Source organism: Acetivibrio sp., from assembly GCF_035371925.1.
Classification (GTDB): domain Bacteria; phylum Bacillota; class Clostridia; order Acetivibrionales; family Acetivibrionaceae; genus Hungateiclostridium.
The window spans coordinates 1-22,341 of sequence record NZ_DAORXT010000048.1 but is presented as its reverse complement, the minus strand read 5'-3'; the positions used below and the strand labels follow the sequence as shown (position 1 = coordinate 22,341).

Annotated in this window: 21 protein-coding genes and 1 other RNA gene; 2 read left to right on the top strand and 20 right to left on the bottom strand. The window is 39.0% G+C overall.

Annotation, left to right across the window (positions count from 1 at the left end; genetic code table 11):
• Positions 1-48: 48 nt before the first annotated feature.
• The 7 genes from PLH43_RS08100 to PLH43_RS08070 form a co-directional block, all read right to left on the bottom strand.
• Complete coding sequence (locus tag PLH43_RS08100) at positions 49-483, bottom strand: type I restriction endonuclease (protein ID WP_324361894.1); 435 nt, start codon at positions 481-483, stop codon at positions 49-51.
• Between the two features lie 14 nt (positions 484-497).
• The gene (locus PLH43_RS08095; RefSeq protein ID WP_324361892.1) at positions 498-1,745 is read right to left on the bottom strand and encodes a restriction endonuclease subunit S; all 1,248 of its coding nucleotides are present in this window, start codon (positions 1,743-1,745) and stop codon (positions 498-500) included.
• Entirely contained in the window at positions 1,738-3,522 is a 1,785-nt protein-coding gene (locus PLH43_RS08090) for a type I restriction-modification system subunit M (protein WP_324361890.1), read from the bottom strand. The genes PLH43_RS08095 and PLH43_RS08090 overlap by 8 nt, the downstream gene beginning before the upstream one ends.
• Positions 3,523-3,780: 258 nt before the next feature.
• Positions 3,781-4,166: a transfer-messenger RNA gene (gene ssrA, locus PLH43_RS08085) on the bottom strand.
• Positions 4,167-4,189: 23 nt separating this feature from the next.
• Complete coding sequence (gene smpB, locus PLH43_RS08080) at positions 4,190-4,654, bottom strand: SsrA-binding protein SmpB (RefSeq protein WP_324361888.1); 465 nt, start codon at positions 4,652-4,654, stop codon at positions 4,190-4,192.
• Positions 4,655-4,833: 179 nt separating this feature from the next.
• Positions 4,834-5,682 (bottom strand): PHP domain-containing protein, encoded by an 849-nt coding sequence (locus tag PLH43_RS08075; RefSeq protein ID WP_324361886.1) that lies wholly within the window; start codon positions 5,680-5,682, stop codon positions 4,834-4,836.
• 40 nt (positions 5,683-5,722) lie between these two features.
• On the bottom strand, positions 5,723-6,193 hold the full coding sequence (locus PLH43_RS08070) for a DUF402 domain-containing protein (protein WP_324361884.1): 471 nt from the start codon (positions 6,191-6,193) through the stop codon (positions 5,723-5,725).
• Between the two features lie 371 nt (positions 6,194-6,564).
• On the opposite strand from PLH43_RS08070, the gene PLH43_RS08065 reads away from it, so the two are divergent.
• Together PLH43_RS08065 and PLH43_RS08060 are read left to right on the top strand one after the other, a co-directional pair.
• The gene (locus PLH43_RS08065; protein ID WP_324361882.1) at positions 6,565-6,885 is read left to right on the top strand and encodes a hypothetical protein; all 321 of its coding nucleotides are present in this window, start codon (positions 6,565-6,567) and stop codon (positions 6,883-6,885) included.
• A gap of 197 nt (positions 6,886-7,082) precedes the next feature.
• Positions 7,083-7,769 (top strand): lytic transglycosylase domain-containing protein, encoded by a 687-nt coding sequence (locus PLH43_RS08060; RefSeq protein WP_324361880.1) that lies wholly within the window; start codon positions 7,083-7,085, stop codon positions 7,767-7,769.
• Positions 7,770-8,439: 670 nt separating this feature from the next.
• Here the strand turns inward: PLH43_RS08060 and tsaD are convergent.
• From tsaD to PLH43_RS07995, 13 genes are all read right to left on the bottom strand, one after another.
• Complete coding sequence (gene tsaD, locus PLH43_RS08055) at positions 8,440-9,459, bottom strand: tRNA (adenosine(37)-N6)-threonylcarbamoyltransferase complex transferase subunit TsaD (RefSeq protein WP_324361878.1); 1,020 nt, start codon at positions 9,457-9,459, stop codon at positions 8,440-8,442.
• Positions 9,460-9,583: 124 nt separating this feature from the next.
• Positions 9,584-11,260 (bottom strand): ATP-dependent protease LonB, encoded by a 1,677-nt coding sequence (gene lonB / locus PLH43_RS08050; protein ID WP_324361876.1) that lies wholly within the window; start codon positions 11,258-11,260, stop codon positions 9,584-9,586.
• A 292-nt stretch (positions 11,261-11,552) separates the two neighbouring features.
• Complete coding sequence (gene clpX / locus PLH43_RS08045; protein ID WP_324361874.1) at positions 11,553-12,848, bottom strand: ATP-dependent Clp protease ATP-binding subunit ClpX; 1,296 nt, start codon at positions 12,846-12,848, stop codon at positions 11,553-11,555.
• 13 nt (positions 12,849-12,861) lie between these two features.
• Positions 12,862-13,446, bottom strand: coding sequence for an ATP-dependent Clp endopeptidase proteolytic subunit ClpP (clpP, locus tag PLH43_RS08040; RefSeq protein ID WP_324361872.1), 585 nt, complete (start codon positions 13,444-13,446; stop codon positions 12,862-12,864).
• Between the two features lie 70 nt (positions 13,447-13,516).
• Positions 13,517-14,803 (bottom strand): trigger factor, encoded by a 1,287-nt coding sequence (tig, locus tag PLH43_RS08035; RefSeq protein WP_324361870.1) that lies wholly within the window; start codon positions 14,801-14,803, stop codon positions 13,517-13,519.
• 185 nt (positions 14,804-14,988) lie between these two features.
• Positions 14,989-15,705, bottom strand: coding sequence for a metallophosphoesterase (locus PLH43_RS08030; protein WP_324361868.1), 717 nt, complete (start codon positions 15,703-15,705; stop codon positions 14,989-14,991).
• A 12-nt stretch (positions 15,706-15,717) separates the two neighbouring features.
• A complete protein-coding gene (gene uvrC / locus PLH43_RS08025; protein ID WP_324361897.1) occupies positions 15,718-17,589 on the bottom strand; it encodes an excinuclease ABC subunit UvrC in 1,872 nt (623 codons plus the stop codon).
• Positions 17,590-17,594: 5 nt separating this feature from the next.
• Positions 17,595-19,346 (bottom strand): phosphoenolpyruvate--protein phosphotransferase, encoded by a 1,752-nt coding sequence (ptsP, locus tag PLH43_RS08020; RefSeq protein WP_324361866.1) that lies wholly within the window; start codon positions 19,344-19,346, stop codon positions 17,595-17,597.
• Positions 19,347-19,349: 3 nt separating this feature from the next.
• Positions 19,350-19,619 (bottom strand): HPr family phosphocarrier protein, encoded by a 270-nt coding sequence (locus PLH43_RS08015; RefSeq protein WP_324361864.1) that lies wholly within the window; start codon positions 19,617-19,619, stop codon positions 19,350-19,352.
• 161 nt (positions 19,620-19,780) lie between these two features.
• Positions 19,781-20,650, bottom strand: a complete 870-nt coding sequence (locus PLH43_RS08010) for a VanW family protein (protein ID WP_324361862.1) — start codon at positions 20,648-20,650, stop codon at positions 19,781-19,783.
• A 144-nt stretch (positions 20,651-20,794) separates the two neighbouring features.
• The gene (locus PLH43_RS08005) at positions 20,795-21,166 is read right to left on the bottom strand and encodes a hypothetical protein (protein ID WP_324361860.1); all 372 of its coding nucleotides are present in this window, start codon (positions 21,164-21,166) and stop codon (positions 20,795-20,797) included.
• A gap of 143 nt (positions 21,167-21,309) precedes the next feature.
• On the bottom strand, positions 21,310-21,891 hold the full coding sequence (locus PLH43_RS08000; protein WP_324361858.1) for a zf-HC2 domain-containing protein: 582 nt from the start codon (positions 21,889-21,891) through the stop codon (positions 21,310-21,312).
• Positions 21,888-22,341: sigma-70 family RNA polymerase sigma factor (locus PLH43_RS07995; RefSeq protein ID WP_324361856.1), on the bottom strand; the 454-nt coding region annotated here is incomplete at its 5' end. The genes PLH43_RS07995 and PLH43_RS08000, both read right to left, overlap by 4 nt.

The following is a 22,341-nucleotide window of genomic DNA, read 5'->3' as shown; positions in this document are numbered from 1 at the left end:
CTTAAAACAGGGTTCTGTAAGATTTTGTAAGGCAATTAAACTTGCAATTTAAACTGGGGGACCATGAATTTTAAATTGCCGTGTCACAAGAAATTCATTGTTGCTCGGATTATCCCAATCAATAAACTTAACAGTGTGATACTTCTTCTGCCCACTCCCATCCAAGTCCTGTTCCAAAGCAAAAGTCAGGTTCACAAGTACATCATAGATCTTCTCATTTATCTCAAGAAGATTGGTCCCCAAATTTTCAGGGCGAGTAAGAATCCGAACCGATTTATTGACATTGCTTTCATCCATCCAAGGATTCAAACGTTTCAAGGAACGTTCCAGACGCTTGACAAGAATAACTTCCGTCATGGAATCTCGCTCTCCGTGTTCAGGGGTTAACTGTTCTCCATGGATGAATTCATAACCTAGTTTTTCTTTTATGTATTGTATGGCTGGCAGTTCTACCAGTGTTTCTTCGTTACCGAGGTATGACATTTTTTCACCTCCTATCAGTAAACTCGTATTTTGCCTGTAAGCAGTTTCTGCAGTAACGCATTTTTTAATTTCTGCAAACTTTCTTTTTTATCTGCGCATAACTCTATATTTTTATCAACTTGGCACAATATGTTAGCAATGTAAATTTGTTCTTGTATTGGCGGTAACAGTATCTTGTACAATTCAATATCTTTCTTGGATATCTCCAGAAATGTACTTCCACTTGCCAACTTAATGAAGTCTATCTTTACTAAATCAATCATGTAATACAAGAACTCATTTTGAATCCTTTCTGAGCAAATCATTGATTTAAAACCTTGATTTGTCGCCATTGGCAAAGTATTAATGCACTTTTCTCCTATTGTAGCCCTGCTTGTCATTAAGATACTTCCAGAAGGGAGTAATGTCATTGATGAATTTTTAAGTCCGTCTTCAGTAATATATTTCTCTGTTGCACTTATATATTTGCCGTTTGAAGTAATATCAGAAGGAGTTGCCCAAGGTATTGAACCGTTAACCCAATACTTTTCGACTTTAGTGCTTGGAGTTGCTCCATTAACAATTTCTACAACTTCACCTAACTTTACTACTTCCCACTCTTTAGGAATCGTCCCTATCTCCGTATCCTTAAACTCGGTATGCCCAATCCCCTTGGTCAGAAGCCTCTGCATCAATCCTTTTTTGAGTTGCTTTGTTTTTTCGATTAATGCATCGGTTTGCTCAATTTGCTTGTCTACGGTAGAAAGGATATCAGCGATTTTTTTCTGTTCAAGTAGAGGAGGAATTGGTATCAAAGTTTCTTGAACATCGGATGAATTTACAGCAGGATAATTTGACCCTACCATCTTGTTAGATAATTGGTTTAAAAAGCTATCACTTAATGTGCATTGATAAATATATTGAGGTAAATTATTGTTTTTAGCTCTTAATACTGCAAAACCTGTTGAGCAAACCAAGTTTTCTGTGTTGCTTTTTATTAGAGTAAAAGCCTTTAAATAAGGTCTAACGGTTGAAATTATTACATCATCCTTTCGAACTTTTCTTCTTGCCCGACTTGGAGCCTCTCCAAATGATAATTCTTTGATGTTTGAAATTTTTCCTGTGCTTACGCTCTCAATATCTATATAATTTATAATAAAATCCTTATCTGTCTTACTTCCTAAACTTTCAGGATTGACCTCTGCAACCTCTCTTATAGGCTTCACTTCCCACTCAATAGGTATCTCTCCAAGCTCAGTCATCTTATATCCTTCTCTACTCATTGTCATCCACCCACTTCATACCAGTAGTTTCCTTCAAAATCTGTCGTGCAGCTTCTTCCTTATCCTCAACTTTATTGGTTCCTCCAAAAAAGTATGCTCCCTTACTCTCAAGCCACTGAAGCATTTCATCCAAAAATTCTTCCCAGTCAGCACTATCTGGAATTGTTATCGCCCCGTTTATATAAAAAGAGTTATCTCCTACAACATCATCGTCTTCCTCAAGAGTTTCTTCCCCTTTGTTCTCCTCAAATTTATCTATATCCATACAATCCAATCCTAGTTCTTCAAGATAATCATTGAGCTTTTCTTCAGTATCCGCAATCTCCATCTTCAAATTTCGAATATCCTGCAAAACCTGCTCAATATCAATTTCCTCTTCATCCTCGGACGTATCCACATAGCGGCTGATATTGAGGTTATAATCATTCTCTTTTATAGTATCCAAGCTCACCACAGCAGAGAATTTCTCTTTGTCTTCAAAGTCATCAAATGCTTTAGTGATAGCTTCGATATCCTCATCACGAAGCTTATTTTTATTTCCATCTTTCACAAATCCCTGACTGGCATCCACAAAAAGAATTTTACCTTTACGCTCCTGCGGTTTGTCCTTGTTTATAATCAACAGTGCCGCTGGAATACCAGTTCCATAAAAAATATTGCTAGGTAGTCCAATAACTGCCTCTATCAAATCATCCTTAATAAACCCTTCACGAATTTTCTTTTCAGTCCCACCACGGAATAACACACCATGGGGAACTACTGTACCCATTTTACCCTTGGCATTCAAACTAGCAATCATATGGGACACAAATGCCAGATCTCCGTAACTCTGTGGCGGTACACCATACACAAAACGATGATATGGATCTGCCATGGCTTCTTCATAACCCCAGTTTTTCAGAGAGAACGGAGGATTTGCCAATACCTTGTCAAAGGTCTTCAGTACGCCGCCTTCCAGATGCATCGGGTTGCGGATGGTATCACCCTTTCGGATATCAGCGCCCTTCGCATTATGGAAGATCATATTTATCTTGCAAATCGCCCAGGTTGACAAATTGATTTCTTGTCCGAACAAAGACAGATTCCGAGGATTGCCGCCATGATCGCGAACATATTCAATACTCTTAATCAGCATACCACCGCTGCCAACTGTCGGATCGTAAATGCGGTCTCCTTCTTGGGGCTTCAAGATATTTACAAGCACCTGAACCACTTCGGCCGGTGTATAGAATTCACCGCCCTTGGCTCCGCCTTCATCTGCAAACTCCTTAATGAGATATTGATAAGCATCTCCCAACATATCAGAGCTTTCCAAATTGTCAGTATCTAATTGCATGGTATCAAAGAGCAACAATAACTGGGACAGCTTTTTATCGCTAACTCGTTCTTTATCGTTAAAATTTGCCGTAGTCAGGACACCAATCAATTCAACGTTCTTTGGCTCATCTTCAATAGCCTTGAACGCTTTATCCAATTCAGGCCCAATATTCAAATTAAGATTTTTAAGCTTGTCCCAGCGAGCCCTTTCAGGAACAAAAAAAGATTCATAAATCTGTGGGTCTTCTAGAAGCTCTTCCACTTCTTCAACCGGCATACCTTGTTTTAAAAATTCCTGTCTCTTTTTCTCTCTTTCAGCAAAGAACTCATCGTTCATGCGTTTAAGAAATAAAAAATCAAATATATAGTCTTTATATTGAGCAGCGTTTAACTCTCCACGAAGAATGTCTGCCGCTTTCCAAAGCTTTGATTCCAATTCTTGCAATGTTAATTTAGCCATTATTTCTTACCCCTTGTATATGTATAAATTCAATAATAGTTGGTTTTTATTTTAGCACATTTCAACTGGATTCTAAAGATGAAGAAATTAAAAACATTCAAAACATATTATGCAACAAAAACAAAACTTTATAGAAAAAACTACATAAGAATAAGTAAGGAAAAATTTTTTATTCGTTTAAAAACTCTTATAATCATTAAAATGTTTAGAATAGAAATGCCGAAAACCCTTGCAACGCAAGGGTTTTAAGACAAATTGTGGTGGAGGCGAGGGGAGTTGAACCCCTGTCCGAAACCATATCCACAAGAGCTTCTCCGGGTGCAGCCCTTATTTTAAAATTCCCTCAACCCAACGCCCAAGGGCAGGCTTTGGATATCAGTATCCTTTAAAATCCGTCACAGCTCAAGGCTACCACTGTGATAGTTCTAGAGTTTATCCTTCCCACTCAAAAGGCCTGACTTAATGACGCCAGCTACCCAAGGCGCAGGAACCTTGGACTGACGGGCCGCCTATATTAGGCAGCAGCTAAAGCGTAATTATCTTCGTTAGCGTTTATTTTTAGTTCTCGTTTTTTAAAGAGGCCAACGAGAATCCTCTACCCGCTACTCAAGTTTCAACAATCCCGTCGAAACCAATACGCCCCCATGTTAAATTTTCAATTATAAACCTATCTAAAGCTTTCTTTAATCCTTTTATCAATTTCTCTCTGGGCCTCCCTTTTTGCAATATCTTCTCTCTTGTCATAAAGCTTTTTACCTTTTCCTATGCCCAGCTCAATCTTCACTTTACCCTTCCTAAAGTAGACTTCCAGCGGTACCAAAGTCATTCCCTTCTGCTGAATATAACCTATAAGCTTGTTTATCTCGGCCCTGTGCAAAAGAAGCTTTCTGTCCCTCAACGGGTACTTGTTAAATATATTTCCCTGCTCATAGGGACTAATATGCATACCGTATATAAACACTTCACCGTTCTTGACATTGGCATAACTATCCTTAAGGCTTACTTTGCCGGCCCTGATTGACTTAACCTCAGTACCCGACAAAACAATCCCCGCTTCAATAGTCTGTTCAATAAAATAGTCATGCCTTGCTTTTCTGTTCTGCGCTACAACCTTTTTTTCTTCCTTTGCCATTATATTACCGCCTGTCACTTTAATGTTACAATTTGACCGATAAAAATAACCCTTCGCAGTGAAAGGGCGCATATAAAAATATATTCATCATTCGTAAATATTATATCATTTTTATTTTATCTGTCAACACCCTTGAATTGGAAGCCAACCCATTCATTTTACAATTACACCCTACAAAACTATACAACACTTGCAACACTCTTTAATCTCTCAAGAACCTCATAGGGCACCCTCAAATTTCCCCTGCCCTTCCCTATGCTGATATCAGGCTTAAACCTGCCATGAAAATCGCTTCCTCCTGTAGGTACAATATTATGCTTTATGGCAAGCCTCAAAAGATTTCCGGTATCATCAGCAGTGTTATCCACATAGTATGCCTCAATTCCTTTCAAACCTGCAGTAACCAACCGTGTCAAAAGCCCGTCAAGCCCTTCAATACTAAGTCCCAAATAAATCGGATGGGCCAAAACAGGAATTCCTCCCGCATCCCTTATTGCCTTTATGCCTTCTTCCGGAGTAAAAGTCTCCCTTTTTACATAGGCAGGCTTGCCATTGGCAAGGTACTTTTCAAAAGCTTCCGCAACGCTTTTTACATAACCCTTCTTTACCATTACGCTTGCTATATGCGGCCTTGCCACCACCCTTCCCTGGGCCTCGGCTATGACCTCATCAATGGTAATATCAAATCCCATGCGGCTAAGATTTTCAACAATTTTGGGATTTCTTTTTTCCCTGTTTTCCCTCAATCTCTTAAGAACAGGTTCAATATTAAGATAGCTTTCGCCAAAAAAGTAACCCAGCATATGCATTTCAGTATCGAAATCCAAACTTATTTCCACACCGGGAACAACCTCAAATCCCAGTCTCTCCCCTTCCTCAAGGGCCTCTTTTATGCCGTCAACAGTATCGTGGTCCGTAAGAGCTACTGCCGATAAACCGCTTTCCTTTGCGTGCCTTACAAGCTCTGACGGACGCATACTGCCATCGGATGCAACAGAGTGGGTATGCATGTCAATAAACCTATCCATTATTAAATGCTCCTTACCTACATAGTTTAATATGTTGCAATTAATAATCTTTCAAGCAAACCTCCGGCGGAAATTTGCCGCTATAAGCCATCTTAAGTATTTTATCCAATATGCCAAGCGACATGCAGGCTTCATCCTGACTTATTATATTATTCCTCAATGCCTCAGCAAGTTCATCGGCATCCAGAACTTCAACCCGGCCGTCGGGCATTATTTTAACATCAAGGAGTAAATCCACCAACGTATATTTATCCTGTTTCTCATCATATAAAACTTTTATTATGTCGCAGTACCAGTATTTAAACTCGCCGTACGGGCCGAAAAATTTGCTGACCTTATAGCCCTCCTTCAAAAATGCAAACGAAATCCCTCCGGAAATATCCGGACGCTTTTTTATCGGTTCCCACTTCGTTATCAGAAGCTCTTCATTCCTGAAAATCAGTTCATCTCCGCTTATATCAATGATTTCAGAGGGTACATACCTTTTTCTTAAAACAATAGGTTTTTTCATAAATATCTCCTTTGTAGCATTACTATGATTTATTTTGATAACATTGCATTATGTCCACACCCCAATGCAATTCAAGGGTTTTACATTATTATACCTTAATGGCTTCTTTTTTTAAATAAAATTAATGAATATTATTTCCCACATCCTTCCACAAGCAGTTATGTGGTGTTATAATATTGTGTACCGAGACAACTTTATATTATTATTCAAAAACAGAATTAGAGATAATTCTTCAATAATTTTTATATAAAAATTGAAAGGGCAAATGTCCGCTTAAAATTTCCAAAATCTCAACCGCCAAAGCTATTGGATTCAAGGTCAGTGTATTGGAAACAGTAGATTCCGGTAATATTTGTTGGGAGGAGTAAACTTTGAAGAAATTAAAAAGATCGTGCAGCAATTGCCTTAAAGGAACAGCTATAAATATAAACAACGATGTATTATGCATCGAAAAAGGAATAGTGTCTTCGGATTACGTTTGTTCCAAACACAGATTCATGCCCGCGTTCAGCACTATAAAGAGAAAAATACATACTTGCATAGACTGCGAACACTTTATTATCTTTGACACCTCCAATTTGGAAGATAGAGCTTTCGGTACATGCGAGCTGTTTACAGTGCGCAAATATGACGGCAGAAGCAAAAAGGTCTGCTCCAAATTTGTCAAACGGGTAAAAAAAGTAGTCTGTTAGGACTGTATTTTCACAATTTTGTTGCTGCTCTCCTTTAATATAATTTTCGGTCGTTCTGCTTTGAATTTCCTCCCATTATATTATGCATTTAGTGTTATGCTTGAGGCGGTTGATGCCGATATTATTTTTAAAGTTATATAAATCTTCGAAAAACTATTGCTTGGCAGCCAAATTCAAAAACAGAACGGGTGATAAGCTTGAAAGTCAGTGATATATTTGCGCAAAAATTAAATGAAATTCAAAGCAGAGTTCCGATTAAATTCGCCAAATCTTCCTCGAGCTTCAGCCAGGTGCTAAGTGCGGTCATAGACGGCAGCAATGATGTTGATGAAAGTATCTATTCCTTCAGCCTGGATGCTTACGGTACATCGGGTTCAACTTCAAGTGCAAAAGCAGTGGATAAAGAAGGTAACGACAGAAGCGCTGACGTTCAAAGAGCCAAGCTTTCCCGAGCCAAGAGTACCGCATATATACCCGAGGATAGTAATGCGCGCATGGAATTGATAAACCGGTGTATTGACGCGGCCTCTGCAAAATACGGTGTCAACAAAAACCTGATAAGGGCAATAATCAAACAGGAGTCCAACTTTGACCCTTACGCCCTTTCCCATTCGGGTGCCCAAGGCCTGATGCAGCTGATGCCCGGAACCGCGGATGCCTTAAATGTCAGTGACCCTTGGGATATTGCTCAGAACATTGACGGCGGAACACGGTATATCAAAGACCAGCTCGCAAGATTTGACGGTGATATGGTTCTTGCCCTTGCAGCATACAATGCAGGTCCGTACAACGTTATCAAATACGGCGGTGTTCCTCCTTTTAACGAAACCCAAAATTATGTTAAAAAAGTTATGCAGTATTATACTATGTATTCGGGTGGATGAAACCAATCCACCCGAATGTTCTTTTTAAAGCTTTTTCAAAATGCCTTCCCCTCTTTTCAATTTACCCGAATCAAAAAAAACACATCCGTATAAGTTTACATAAATTCACATTCAACAATTCAATGGAATGGGATTTACGATCTGCCGATAACCTTCTAAAATATTTGAAACTAAAAAACTATAATGTATTTTTATTTTGTCAAAGTTTCCAATCTATATTTTCGAACATTTTTTTATTCATTTGTCCCCATGTATTAAAATTAATCCACAATATCCACAGCGTTATCCACATGTTTGACCTTTTGGGACAACTGGGTTTAAGTAATATTTCCACAATATTCACACGACATATTTCAACAACCTTCGTCAAACGAACATCTTTTTTAAATAGGACTTTCGGCCTAATTTATTTATGTAAACATTCTCTTTAAAAATACCTTTCAAACGGAACGTACGTCCAAAAACCTTGAAAATACTGGCTTCTAATATAATCTAATTATATTCTTGAGTTTCTCTTTCAATTGACGGCTAAAATTTAAGAAAAAAAATAGTCCTGTATTCCTATTTTTATCTCAATTCATTCTCTTACTTTTATACCACTTTACGCCAATATTCGTTGTGTAGGAAAATAAATTAGCTGTGGATTAACTAAAAAGTTATCCACAGCTTTTTATCTTTCACCCAGCTTCAATCCGGGTACAGCATTTAAGTATACATCGGACCTATGACCTTTCAAAAACTCATAATAAGCGGCACAAGCTATCATTGCTGCATTATCGGTACAAAGTATCGGCTTTGGATAAAATACATCCAGCTGATGCCTTTCGGCCTTTTTCGCAAGCTCGCTGCGCAAAAGAGAATTTGCAGCCACCCCGCCGGCTAATGCCACTTTTTTCACACCTGTTTTCTTTGCTGCCGAAACAAGGTTGTCCGTAAGAACATCCACAACTGCTGACTGAAAGCTGGCACATACATCTTCCACCTTGTACTTTTCCCCTTTTTGCTCCATGGTATTTAGATAATTCAGTACCGCAGTTTTAAGCCCGCTAAAGCTAAAATCAAGACTGTCGCCGCCAAAATGTACTCTCGGGAAATCAATCGCCTTGCTGTTTCCCAATTTTGCAGCTTTGTCAATAGCCGGCCCACCGGGATATCCCAGACCGACAGCTCTTGAAACTTTGTCAAAAGCCTCTCCTGCGGCATCGTCCCTGGTTTTTCCCATTATCTCGAATCTGTCATAATCCTGTACATGCACAATATGGCTGTGGCCTCCAGAGGCAACCAGACATACAAAAGGAGGCTGCAATGAGCTGTATTCTATATAGTTGGCAGCTATGTGCCCTTCAATATGATGTACTCCGATAAGGGGCTTGTTTAAGGCAAATGCCAAAGCTTTAGCTGCCGAAAGCCCAACCAAAAGCGCTCCCACAAGGCCAGGGCCGTATGTCACTCCTATGGCATCCACCTCTTCGATTTTGACTCCGGCTTCCTCAAGACTTTGATGAATAACCGGCATTATGAGCTCGACATGCTTTCTTGAAGCAATTTCGGGCACAACACCTCCAAATTTTTGGTGAAGACCAACCTGGGATGAGATAACGTTTGAAAGCACTTGTCTACCGTTTTTCACAACCGATGCAGAAGTCTCATCACAGCTTGTCTCTATTCCCAGTATAAAAATGTCCTTCATTCAAACACCCGCTTTGTAAATTTTAAAAATAATATTCAGCGATAATACTCAGTTCCGATTTTGAACGAACACATTATCACTAATATATTATTATTAAAATTTAATTTTGTAAATGGCCTTCTTCTCATGCCCCCGATGCACTTAATATATTTACAGCCTTGCTTTCTATCTGAACATTGTCCGCTTTTTCCTCACCTTTGCCAAATACCAGCTCAATAACGTCAAATATATCTTCCACCGGTATCACTTCAATATCCATGTCTTCAAACATATCCTGCCAGTTTTCTTTTGCAACAAGTACCTTTTTTATCCCCGCATTTCTTGCTGCCTCAATCTTTGCTACAACACCGCCGACAGGCTTTACTTTTCCCCTTATGGAAATCTCACCGGTCATTGCAATTTCACTGCTTACAGGCAGATTTTTGATGGCAGAGTAAATCGCCGCAGCTATGGCAATACCTGCCGACGGACCGTCTATGGGTATGCCACCGGGAAAGTTCAAGTGAATGTCATAATCTTCGCAATTGACACCGAGAACCCTCTTTAAGACTGTCATAACATTGTCCACCGAAGACCTTGCAGAACTTGTTTTTCTTAGCTTGTGGCCTCTTCCATCCATCTCCTCTTCTTCAACTATTCCGGATATCTTAATCGTACCTTTTCCTCCGGCAGTCCTTATTGCGCTGACCTCAATCTCGATTATTGTACCGATTGAGTTGCCGAATACCGCAAGACCATTTATACATCCCACATGTTCGCCTTTTGTCACCTTTTTGTCAATCCGCGGGCTATAATGACCAAACTCTATTACCCATTCAATATCTTTTCTTTCTATGAGTCTCCTACCATCTACAATAGCCACTCCTCCCGCAATCTGCACTATGTTTACGGCATCTCTTCCATTCTGGGCATATTTGGCCACCAGTTCGGCGCATCCTTCCTCAATGGCAAATCCGCCCTTTTGCGCCGCACTTTTTGCAATTTCAGCTATCTCAGAAGGCGTTAACGGCCTAAAGTATATCTCAACACAACGGGACCTTATTGCTGCAGGAATTTCATCCGCAGTTCTGGTTGTAGCGCCTACAAGCCTGAAATCCGCAGGCAGTCCTTTTTGAAATATCTCGTGTATATGAGGTGGAATATTTTTGTCCTCAGAACTGTAATACGCACTCTCCAAATAGACAGTCCGGTCCTCCAGGACCTTTAGGAGCTTGTTCATCTGTATCGGATGAAGCTCACCTATTTCGTCCAAAAAGAGTATTCCGCCGTGAGCTTTGGTTACCGCGCCGGGTTTGGGCTGAGGAATGCCTGCAACTCCATAGGCTCCAGCTCCCTGATATATCGGATCGTGAACCGATCCAATCAGCGGATCGGCTATTCCCCTCTCGTCAAATCGTATTGTCGTCGCATCTACTTCTACGAATTTTGCATCTTTCTTAAAGGGAGACATTTCACTCTTCTTCGCCTCTTCAAGTATTACCCTTGCTGCCGCTGTCTTACCCACCCCCGGCGGACCGTAAATAATCACGTGCTGAGGGTTTGGACCGCATAGAGCTGCCCTTAGGGCCTTAATTCCCTGACTTTGCCCTACAATTTCCTTTAGCGAAGAAGGTCTTGTTTTCTCCGATAAAGGCTCCGTAAGCTTTATTTCTTTTAGCTTTTTTAGTTTTTCCAGCTCTTTTTTTGACTCTTTATCAATGGCACTTCTATTGCATTGCTGTGATTTTAAAAGGTTTAAAAAATATAGTCCTATTATGACCGAGAAAAAAAACTGTATGATAAATAGAGTTGTTGTAAACATTTTTTGTCCTCCCCGAATCATTCTTAATTTGTGAATATAGGCAAAGCCAACAATTCCTCAATGCTGCATTTATATTATTTACGTTGTTTCATATTTTATCCTAATACTTGCATAAAGTAATTTTTATCCATAAGAATGTCTTACAAAAAATAAAAGCTCGTTACATCGAGTCCCTTCGCTTTTGCCTCTTTCATTTCATTCCAAGAGGCCAAACAAAAAGAGCCTTTCGGGAGGATTTCTCTCCCTCTTGGCTCTTTTGGCTTTACCCATATTAATTATTTATCATGAATTTTTAGGAGGCTGACTCTTTTTTTACACGAGATTTTTTATTCATCGGCTTTTTTACCGATTTCTTGTTCTCATTTATTATTATATTAGGTGGTACCAATTTCTCAACAGTATCCTTCGTAATTATACATTTCTCCACATTCTCTTGTGACGGCACATCATACATTACATCCAGCATAATTTCCTCAATTATTGCTCTCAATCCTCTTGCGCCGGTGTTTCTTTCAATTGCCTTGTCTGCTATTGCCTCAATAGCTTCTTTCTCAAACTCCAAAATTACGTCATCTATTTCAAAGAGCTTCTGATATTGCTTTACAAGAGCATTTTTCGGCTCGGTCAATATCCTCACGAGAGCATCTCTGTCAAGCGACTGCAAAGTAACAATAACAGGCAATCTTCCGACAAATTCGGGAATAAGTCCGAATTTCAGCAAGTCTTGAGGAAGGATGTTCTTTAATATTTCACCCAAATTAGTCTTTTTAGGACTCTCTATTTTGGCACCAAAGCCCATTGACTTCTTGCCTATTCTGTTTTCAATGATTTTCTCTATTCCGTCAAAGGCACCGCCACATATAAAGAGAATATTGGTTGTATCAATTTGTATAAATTCTTGATGGGGATGCTTTCTTCCTCCTTGGGGAGGCACTGAAGCAATTGTTCCTTCAAGAATTTTTAAAAGAGCCTGCTGTACTCCTTCTCCGCTAACATCTCTGGTTATTGAAGGATTCTCTGACTTTCTTGCAATTTTGTCGATTTCGTCAATATATATTATACCTTTTTCTGCTCTTTCAATATCATAGTCAGCTGCCTGAATAAGCTTTAAAAGAATATTTTCAACGTCTTCACCGACATATCCCGCTTCGGTAAGTGATGTGGCATCCGCTATAGCAAAGGGAACATTCAGTATTCTGGCCAATGTCTGTGCCAAAAGCGTCTTTCCCGAACCAGTCGGTCCAAGCATAACTATATTGCTTTTTTGCAGCTCCACATCCGAACCTTTAACGTCCGAATTGATCCTTTTATAATGATTGTAAACCGCTACAGCCAGTGACTTTTTAGCGGAGTCTTGCCCGACCACATACTGGTCCAGTATTTCCTTAATTTCACTGGGCTTCGGTATGTCATTGAGTTCCGCATCGACTCTTGCTTCTTCAAATTCTTCTTCAATTATCTCAGAGCAAAGCTCAATGCACTCGTCACATATATATACTCCAGGTCCGGCTACCAGTCTTTTCACTTGCTCTTGAGTCTTGCCACAGAAGGAGCATTTCAATTGCTTCTTTTCATCATACCTGGACATCCTACCACCTCATTTATTTTCTTCTTTCCATAACCTCATCTACAATTCCATAAGCTTTAGCTTCTTCTGCAGACATAAAGTAATCTCTTTCCGTATCCCTTTCAACTTTTTCAAATGGCTGTCCTGTTCTCTCGCTTAAAATTCTGTTCAATTTGTTTTTAATCTTGATTATTTGTTCTGCGTGAATTTTTATATCCGTTGCCTGACCTCTCGCGCCACCTAAAGGTTGGTGTATCATGATTTCACTGTTTGGCAATGCAAATCTTTTTCCTTTCGCTCCTGCTGCAAGAAGAAATGCTCCCATACTTGCCGCCATACCTATACAGATGGTAGAAACATCCGGTTTGACATACTGCATGGTATCATATATGGCAAATCCTGCAGTTACAGAACCGCCAGGACTATTTATATACAATTGGATATCTTTATCAGGATCTTCTGCTTCCAAAAACAACATTTGAGCCACAACAAGACTTGCGGTTACATCGTTTACTTCATCGCTTAGAACTATTATTCTATCTTTTAAAAGTCTCGAGTAAATATCATATGAACGCTCACCACGGTTTGTCTGTTCTACAACTATCGGTACCAAACTCATAATAACGCCTCCCTGTCTAATTTGAAGTCTTATATATGTTTTCCCACATTAGCAGTAAAATAAACTGTCTTTATAATATTTTTGCACTTTGTACTAAAAAGTCAACAGCTTTTTTGAATAGTATTGTTGCCTTGATATATTCTATATCGTCATCTCTCAAATGTTTCTTAAAATCTTCTTGTTCCATATTGTAGCTCTTGGCAATTTTTTCAGTTTCTTCATCAAACTCTTCATCGGACACCTTCATATCTTCTACCTTGGCTACCTTTTCCAATACAAGCTGTCTCTTTATGTCATCGTGTGCCCTGTCTCTAAGCTGGCTTCTGAAGGTATCGTAATCGATGCCCATAATCATGAGATACTTGTCAAGGTCCAGACCTTGATAGCTAAGTCTCATGTTGTAATCACGAACAATACTGTCTATTTGTCTTTCAATCATTACCTCAGGAATATCAACCTGGGCATTTTCCATTACTTTTGCTATTACTTTATCCTCCAACTCGTGTTTGGCTTTATGCTCGGCACCTTCCGTAAGCTTTTTCCTTATACTTTCCTTGTACTCTTCCAAAGTATCAAACTCACTTACATCCTTTGCAAACTCATCGTCAATTTCAGGCAGTTCCTTAACCTTTACATCATTGACAATTACTTTGAACAATGCAGGTTTGCCCGCCAATTCTTCTTTTCCGTAGTCTTCGGGGAAAGTAACATTAACTTCTATATCGTCTCCCGGTCTTCCTCCTATGAGCTGATCCTCAAACCCGTCAATAAATGTCCCCGAACCGATTTCCAAAACATATCCGCTGGCTTTTCCTCCTTCAAAAGGTTCACCGTCTATAAAACCTTCAAAGTCAATATCAGCCAAATCGCCTTTTTGTATGCCTCTGTCCTCCACGGACATAATTCTTGCGTTCTTTTCGGCAACTGCCTTAAGTTCCTTTTCCACATCTTCATCGGTGATATTTACTTCAATCTTTTCAACCTCAACGCCCTTGTATTCTCCCAATTCCACTTCGGGCTTTACAGTAACGCTGGCGGTAAACACCAGATTTTCTCCCTCGCCGACCTTCTTGATATTTATGTTCGGCCTGTCAACAGGGAAAATATCATTTTCTTCGATTGCTTTATCATATGCATCTGCACATGCAATATTTATAGCATCTTCATAAAAAACTTCTTTTCCATAATATCTTTCGATGATATTTCTGGGAGCTTTTCCCCTTCTGAATCCAGGAACGCTAAATTTTTGGGAATTCTTCTGGTAAGCCTTCTGTACTGCCTCTTCAAATTTCGCAGCTTCCACTTCAATCTCAAGCTCTACAATGTTTTTATCTTTCTTTTCAACCTTAACAACCATTTAAAACTTATCCTCCTATTATCAGGTTTTTATACTATATTTTTGTATAATTAATTTTTGTTTAATCGCAAATTTCCATTCTTATATTTTATCATTCTTAACATTATTTGATTTTCCTGTCTAATGCTTATTAAGACAGCCATTACATTATAACATAATATTTTTTGAAAATCCAATATATAGACTTAAAAATTTTGCAAACTAAGTAAAACAGGGTCAAAATTTAAATAATCGGCTGAAACCAGCTTAAACCGAATGCCTTGTACAATCCCGGTAACAGCGCCTTTGAAGCTGTTTCCGTGCAAATGACCGTAAATACACATTTCTACATTATATTTCCTCATTATTTCCACAAAATCCGAGGGTTCTCCCGAGGAATTAAAGGGTGGATAATGCATAGCCACAATTATACTTCCGCTTTCCGCCAAACCCAATGCACTCTTTAATGAAAGCTCCAGGCGATTTAACTCCCGGTCATATATTTTCTTGTCCTCTGCACCAAATTCGTCATCTCCGGGACACTTCCAGCCCCTTGTACCGCATATAACATATTCGTCCACTTTAATGCTGTTGTTGTGCATAAAACTTATGGTTTTAAAATCATTCTCCAGAAGGAATTTCTGCAGTTTGCTCATGGTAGTCCACCAGTAATCGTGATTGCCTTTGGAAATTATTTTCCTCCCGGGAAGCGCCTCTATAAATTTAAAATCCTCCACGGCCTGTTCAAGATAAGTAGCCCAGGAAATATCTCCGGGCACAATTACAAAGTCTTCTTCCCTAACAGTCCTATTCCAGTTATCCTTTATTTTCTGCATATAATTGGACCATCTGTCTCCAAAAATGTCCATGGGCTTATCAACACCATAGGCCAAATGGAGGTCGGAAATTGCATATACCGCCATTTACCTTTGCTCCTATTGTCTAAAATAATCATATATTTTTTGCGCCAATTCTTCGCTGATTCCCTTAACTTTCGCAATTTCGTCCGGCTCAGCCTCTTTAATGGCTTTAACCGAACCAAAATGTTTAATCAGCGCCTTTTTTCGTTTTGGCCCTACACCTTCTATGTTATCCAACACTGAGCCGCTGTATCTTTTTGCTCTGAGCTTTTTATTGTATTCCAAGGCAAACCTGTGGGCCTCATCCTGAATCGCTGTCACGAACCTTAGCAGCACAATGTCCTTTGACAAATCAAATTCATTTTTCTCCGACACCAGTCCTCTTGTTCTGTGGTTGTCGTCCTTTACCATTCCATATACGGGTATTTTAAAATCGAATTCTTTCAATATGCTGCGCACTGCATTCACATGTCCCAAGCCTCCGTCCACAAGCAGAACATCCGGAAGCTTACCAAATCCCGTATCCCCACCTGCAATATCTTTTTTGTCATCGCCATCTTTTTCAACCATTGCCCTTTGGGCTCGTTTAAGTCTTCTGAAAACAACCTCCTGCATACTCTGATAATCGTTCTGTATATTGGTTGACTTTATCTTAAACCTTCTGTAATCGCTCTTTTTAGGAGAGCCATTTTCAAAAACCACCATCGAGCCCACAATTTCACTGCTTCCCGTGTTGGATATGTCATATGCTTCAATTCTTTCAGGAAGAGAGTCAAGATTTAAAACCTCTTTAAGTTTTTCCATACCCTCTTTGGCTTGTGCCGTCTCTTTTCTGATTTTTTCTTTAAACTGGTTAAGCTCAATCAGCGCGTTTTTGGATACCATCTCCACGAGCTTCAACTTTTCACCTTTTCTCGGCACCTTTATGTGGGTCTTTGAGGTTCTTTTGCTGCTGAGCCATCTTTCAATAATTTCTATTTCATCAATATCCTCTTGGAGAATTATCTGGTTGGGCACATAGGCAGCACTGCTGTAAAACTGCTTGACAAAAGCCGTCATCAACTCGCTGTCGCTGACATCAGCCGTTCCTTCCAAAATAAAGTGCTCCCTTCCAATCAGCTTGCCTCCCCTGATGAAAAATACCTGTATGCACGAGTCGGTCTCGCTCTTGGCAAAGGCTATGACATCCTGGTCTTCCATTGCTGTGGATATAATCTTTTGCTTCTCTGCAATATGCCTCAAGCTATTGATTTTATCCCTTATTTTAGCGGCCTTTTCAAACTCAAGATTATCCGCTGCTTTTTTCATGTCATTCTCAAGTCTTTTAATTATATCCTCTTGCCTTCCTCCCAGGAAACTACAGATGTCCAGCATCAGGGCTCTGTACTCCTCCCTGTTCACATTTCCCTGGCAGGGTCCAAGGCACTGGTATATGTGATAGTTAAGGCATGGCCGCCCTTTCCCGATATCTCTCGGGAGCACCTTGTTGCAGGTTTTTATAGGAAACAGCTTTTTTACAAGATCAATTGTCTCCCGAACGGCAAATACACTGGTATACGGTCCGAAATACTTTGCCCCATCCTTCTCAATCCTGCGTGTCATCAAAATCCGGGGAAAATCTTCGTTCATGGTAACCTTAATATACGGATAGCTTTTGTCATCCTTCAATAATATATTAAACTTGGGCCTGTGCTTTTTGATTAAGTTGCATTCAAGTATCAACGCCTCAAGCTCCGTATCAGTCACTATATACTCAAATTCTTTGATATGCGAAACCATGGCCCTGACTTTTGGAGTCTGGTTTGACAAGGATTGAAAATACTGTCTTACCCTGTTTTTTAAAACAACTGCTTTTCCAATATAAATTATCTCGCCATTTTTGTCTTTCATAATGTAGACGCCCGGTTTGTCCGGCAGCTTTTTCAATTCCTCTTGAATGTCAAACACTTTTTTCACATCCTGCTTTTTATCCATTCTGAAAGCATATCCTTTACCTCTTGAAGGTTTTTGCTCTCCATTGCCCTTTTTGCTGCATCTTTTGCCTCATCAAGTCTTATCGTTCCGATAAAGCGGCATATATTCTCAATATGGGCAGGGCACATACTTAAATTCTTTACACCCATTCCCAAAAGTACTACTACGGCCATCGGGTCCGTTGCCATTTCTCCGCAAATGCTTGCAGGCTTGTTCTTTTCAATGGCTTTATCCACACAGTATTTTAAAGTTTGCAAGAAAACCGGTTCAAGGTATGACCTCATTTCGAGGGTAGAGCATTTCCTGTTTTGCTCGCATATTTGATGTAGCATATCATTTGTGCCTATGCTTATAAAATCTACCTCGTCCAAAATTTCATCAATAATTTTTACAGACGCGGCTGTCTCTATCATTGTTCCAATTTTCATGCTTTTCGGAGGTTGCCCGTTTTTTTCCGTCAGTTCTTCCCCGATATCTTTTATAATGCGTTTTACTTCCATTATCTGTTCTATCGAATCCACCATGGGGAAGGAAATACTCACTTCACCGAATTCTGCGGCGCATATTATTGCACGAATCTGTGCAACAAGCTCCGTCTTTTGCTCCAGGGATCTTTTAATTCCCCTTGAGCTTCGGCTTAGGGACTGGTCATTAATCTCCAGTGCTTGCGGAACTTTATCTCCGCCGATGTCCACCGTCCGTATGACTACAGGTTTTCCGCCTATATCCTTGGCTATTTTGGAGTAAATCAGATACTGTCTTTTTTCATCAGGTATTTTTTTATAGTTAATAAAAATCGATTCGGTTCTGACAAGCCCTATACCGTCAATCCCAAGTTTTTTTGCAGCAAGAAATTCTTTTACGCTGCTGACGTTTGCAAATAACCCCACCTTGTGTCCGTCTAAGGTTTCAACAGGCTTTCTTTCACATGGCACACTAACGTTTTCGCTGTTCTTTTCAGAAGACTCTTTGGAATAATCAACCGTCAAGTCTTGTATTTCAATATCCGAGGGGTTTACAACAAATACGCCTTTACTTCCGTCTATTATGGCATGGCAACCGTCAAACTTTTCAATCTCATCGATAGAAATTCCGTTTATCGCAGGTATGCCCGTGCTCCTTAAAATTATCGATGCATGAGTAAAATAACCGGCACCCTCCTGTGCCACAACCCCCTTAACTTCCTTTTTGGCAAGCGATGCTGCGATTATCGGTGTAAGCTCCTTTATCACCACAATCCAATCGCCGTTTATTTCCCTGATTTTCATGCCGTTTTCGTCGGATGCATTACCAGAAATATTTCTAATTAATCTTTTCGCAACATCATTCAGGTCAAAGACCCGCTGTTTTATATATTCATTATTGCTGTTGGATATTTCATCAATATATCTCTTTATGCATGAATATATTGCCTTCTTGGCACTGTATCTTTCGTTTTTTATTAAATTCTTAATCTCATCGAAAAACGTTTGGTCATCAAGTATTTCTTTGTAAAATTCAAAAATACGGTTTTCCTCTTCACTAAGTATTCCTTTAAAACCGTCATTTAAATCATAAATTTCTATAAAGGTTCTGCATATCGCCACCTCAAGATTTGTAATCTGCTCTTCCACATCAGATTCATCTATCAAATCATCTTTTATTTCAATATCAGATTCCTTTATAATAAGTATTTTACCCATTCCTGTTCCCGTTGAAACAGGCTCACCTTCAAAGCTCTTTCTCTCCATAGCTCAAACACTTTCCCCAAGGCCCGATGCCAGATAGTTTTCCAAATCATCCAGAGCCTCAACTTCATCCTCACCTTCGGCAATAAGCATAATCTTGCTGCCTTTTCCTATACCTAAAGATAAAAGCCCCAAAAGACTTTTGGCATTGGCCTTTCTTTCACCCTTTTCAATCCATACAGTTGATTTGTAATTTGATGCCTTCTGAATAAACATTGCTGCCAGCTTTGATTCCAGTCCGGAAATATTGTTAATTACAATCTCTTTCTTTACCATCTCATACAGCCTCCCAAAAATCTCGCTTTCTTTGCATTTATTTATATTTATATCATTATTTTCGGAATTGTTCCATAGTTTTTGGCGAATTTCAGTCTTTTCGTCAACAACTATTTTATCATAAATATACAACAAGGCAATGCCATTTTCCCTATTTTACACTATTTCCTAATTTCATACAGCCGTACCGTTACTTTACCGTCCTTTATCTCTGACTTGATAACTATCGGGTTTTGCCGATTATTCTTAAATCTAAAGTCGGATGAACCGTAGGCTACCATTGCATCCTTCCCTTGAGGCACATAGGGCACTTTTTTTGAATGAGAGTGCCTTTCGGTTATTTCCAGCCCCGCTTTTTCCACTGCGTTATAGAGTGTGGTAGACAGCTGGCAAATACCGCCGCCAATTCCATATCCCTTTTTGGGACCACTCTGTGTTCTTTTTATTATTGGTGCCTTTTTATACCCTTTTTCTGCTGTTCTTCTCCCCAAGGTTCCGTTGAATGAAAATTCCTCTCCCGGCTGAACCTTCTCATTATTCAGATATTCGGATGCCGTATCTATATTATCCACCCGGTTTTCACTGTCATCCAGCAAAGGGGTCGAGTAGCTTGCTATTTCCACTATTGTTTTTTCCACGTCCTTCTGCGTTATCTTTGGCTTCATCTCTTGAACCACAGGCTCAACCCTCTCCCCTTCTTTAGCGCTTAAAACAGCTTCAAGGGTACTCTCTATATCAAGCTTTTTTCCAGGCTCTTCCGGTGTAATCTCAAGGGTCTCTTCGTTTAGCACCGCATCCTTTGGAGGCGTATCAATCCCGTTTGACAATTCCCAGATAATTTGCTCAACTTCCGATTTACTTTTACCGCCAACATTTATGTCTTTTAAATATACATTATATTTTACTTTTGTTTCATTTACTTTTCTTTCACTTACATTTCTCTCACTAAATTTGCAACCAACACTTAAAGCAATAACAAGAGTCACAATAAAAATTGTAAGCTTTTTCTTTCGTATGACTTTACGTTCCATCCCAAATCCCTTCTTTCTTCCAGGATTTTTCTTCAATATATATTGTGAAAGATTATTCTAACAATTCTATGAGAGTACTTAAATTACTGTTCTATTAAGCACTCTCATAAATAAAAATTTCAATCAAGCCAGATGCACCGGTGATTAATACCCGCCAATCATATTAGCTGTCAGCAACAGTACAATTATGTTAAATATTATATTAATCAAGGCAAACACAATATTTGCCACAATTACTGCATTACCGCTTCCTTGCCTCTGCTTTTGCAAAGTCACTCCAAAAATTATGCCGGCTATGGCAACAAACGGTGTTGTAAATAATGCCATAACCGCACTTACCCAACCCAAAACCACATAAAGACGATTTACCCTTTCTAACGCTATTGCTCCTTTATCAATCTCATTTATTTGTTCATTCTCGAAGAAAAAATCTATATTATCATTTTGCTCTTTTTCGTTGTGGTCATCTTGCTCTTTTAAAATCGTTTCATTTTTTTTGTCAAAATCTTGGGTCATCGAAACCACCTCCGTTTTTTTATTATTAGAGTTATGAAAACATATAATTCAAGTATTATTTTCATAAACAAAAAAAACAAAGCCTTTATAGAAAAGCTTCGTTTGATTGTTAATTTATTAATTTATTTTTAAATTCGCGTTTTTCATTTTTTTCTGCTTCTAAGAAGCACCTCACTCTTTTGAGATACCCTGACAGACTTGACTTCATATGTTTTTGAAATTAAGCCGATGACAACAAGGCCTACTAATATATAATAAAAATCTGAAAATGCCAATTTTCCGTTTCCAACGACATAAGCAGCATACACAATCAGCAAATCTATACGTGTAAGGAATCCGTAAACAGCATAGGACAACGGTTCCGACACGCCGACGCCAAGGAGCAGACCGAGAATACTCTCTCTTAGCAAAACTGCAAGCATCAATAATATGGCCGCAAATGTAAAAACAAAGGCAATGCACGATATTGTAATTATCTTTTTACTCTGTTTTTTGCGATAAATGTTAAGTTCATTTATCTTTTTCACAACCGCATTTTCAAAATCGGCAGGCGGCTCGACAACGTTTTCTTCTTCAAGAACATTCACAATACTTTTTAATTCGTTAAATTCCATGCTGCATGCGTTGCACTGTTTCAAGTGTTTATTAAGCTTAATCTCTTCAGCTTCCGTTATTACTTTGTCCATATACTTCATAATATACTCTTTATATAAATCACAATTCATAAAATTCCTTCCTTTCTTTCGGAAGATAAAGCTTCTTTTAACATGAGCCTTGCTCGATAAAGTCTGTTTTTTATAATCGACATTGGCTCGTTTAAAATTTGCGAAATTTCCTCGTATGAAAGACCGTTTTTATGAAACAGAATCAGCGGTATGCGATATTTATCCGGAAGTTTGGACAATTCATAATTAATTCTTTGCCTTTTTTCCTTTTTCAAATAATCTTCTTCAGGAGTGTCAAAATTACTGGAAACACCAATTGCTTCATCTATGGAAATTTCGTCTGCTTTCTTTTTTCTCAGGACATCAACACAATGGTTTGTTGCAATTCGAACAGACCATGTAGAAAACTTATATTCGAGATTATACTTGCCCAATGACCTGTAGATTTTGATAAAAACCTCCTGAGCTATATCATTAACTTCCTCACGGTTATCTATCATATTATATATT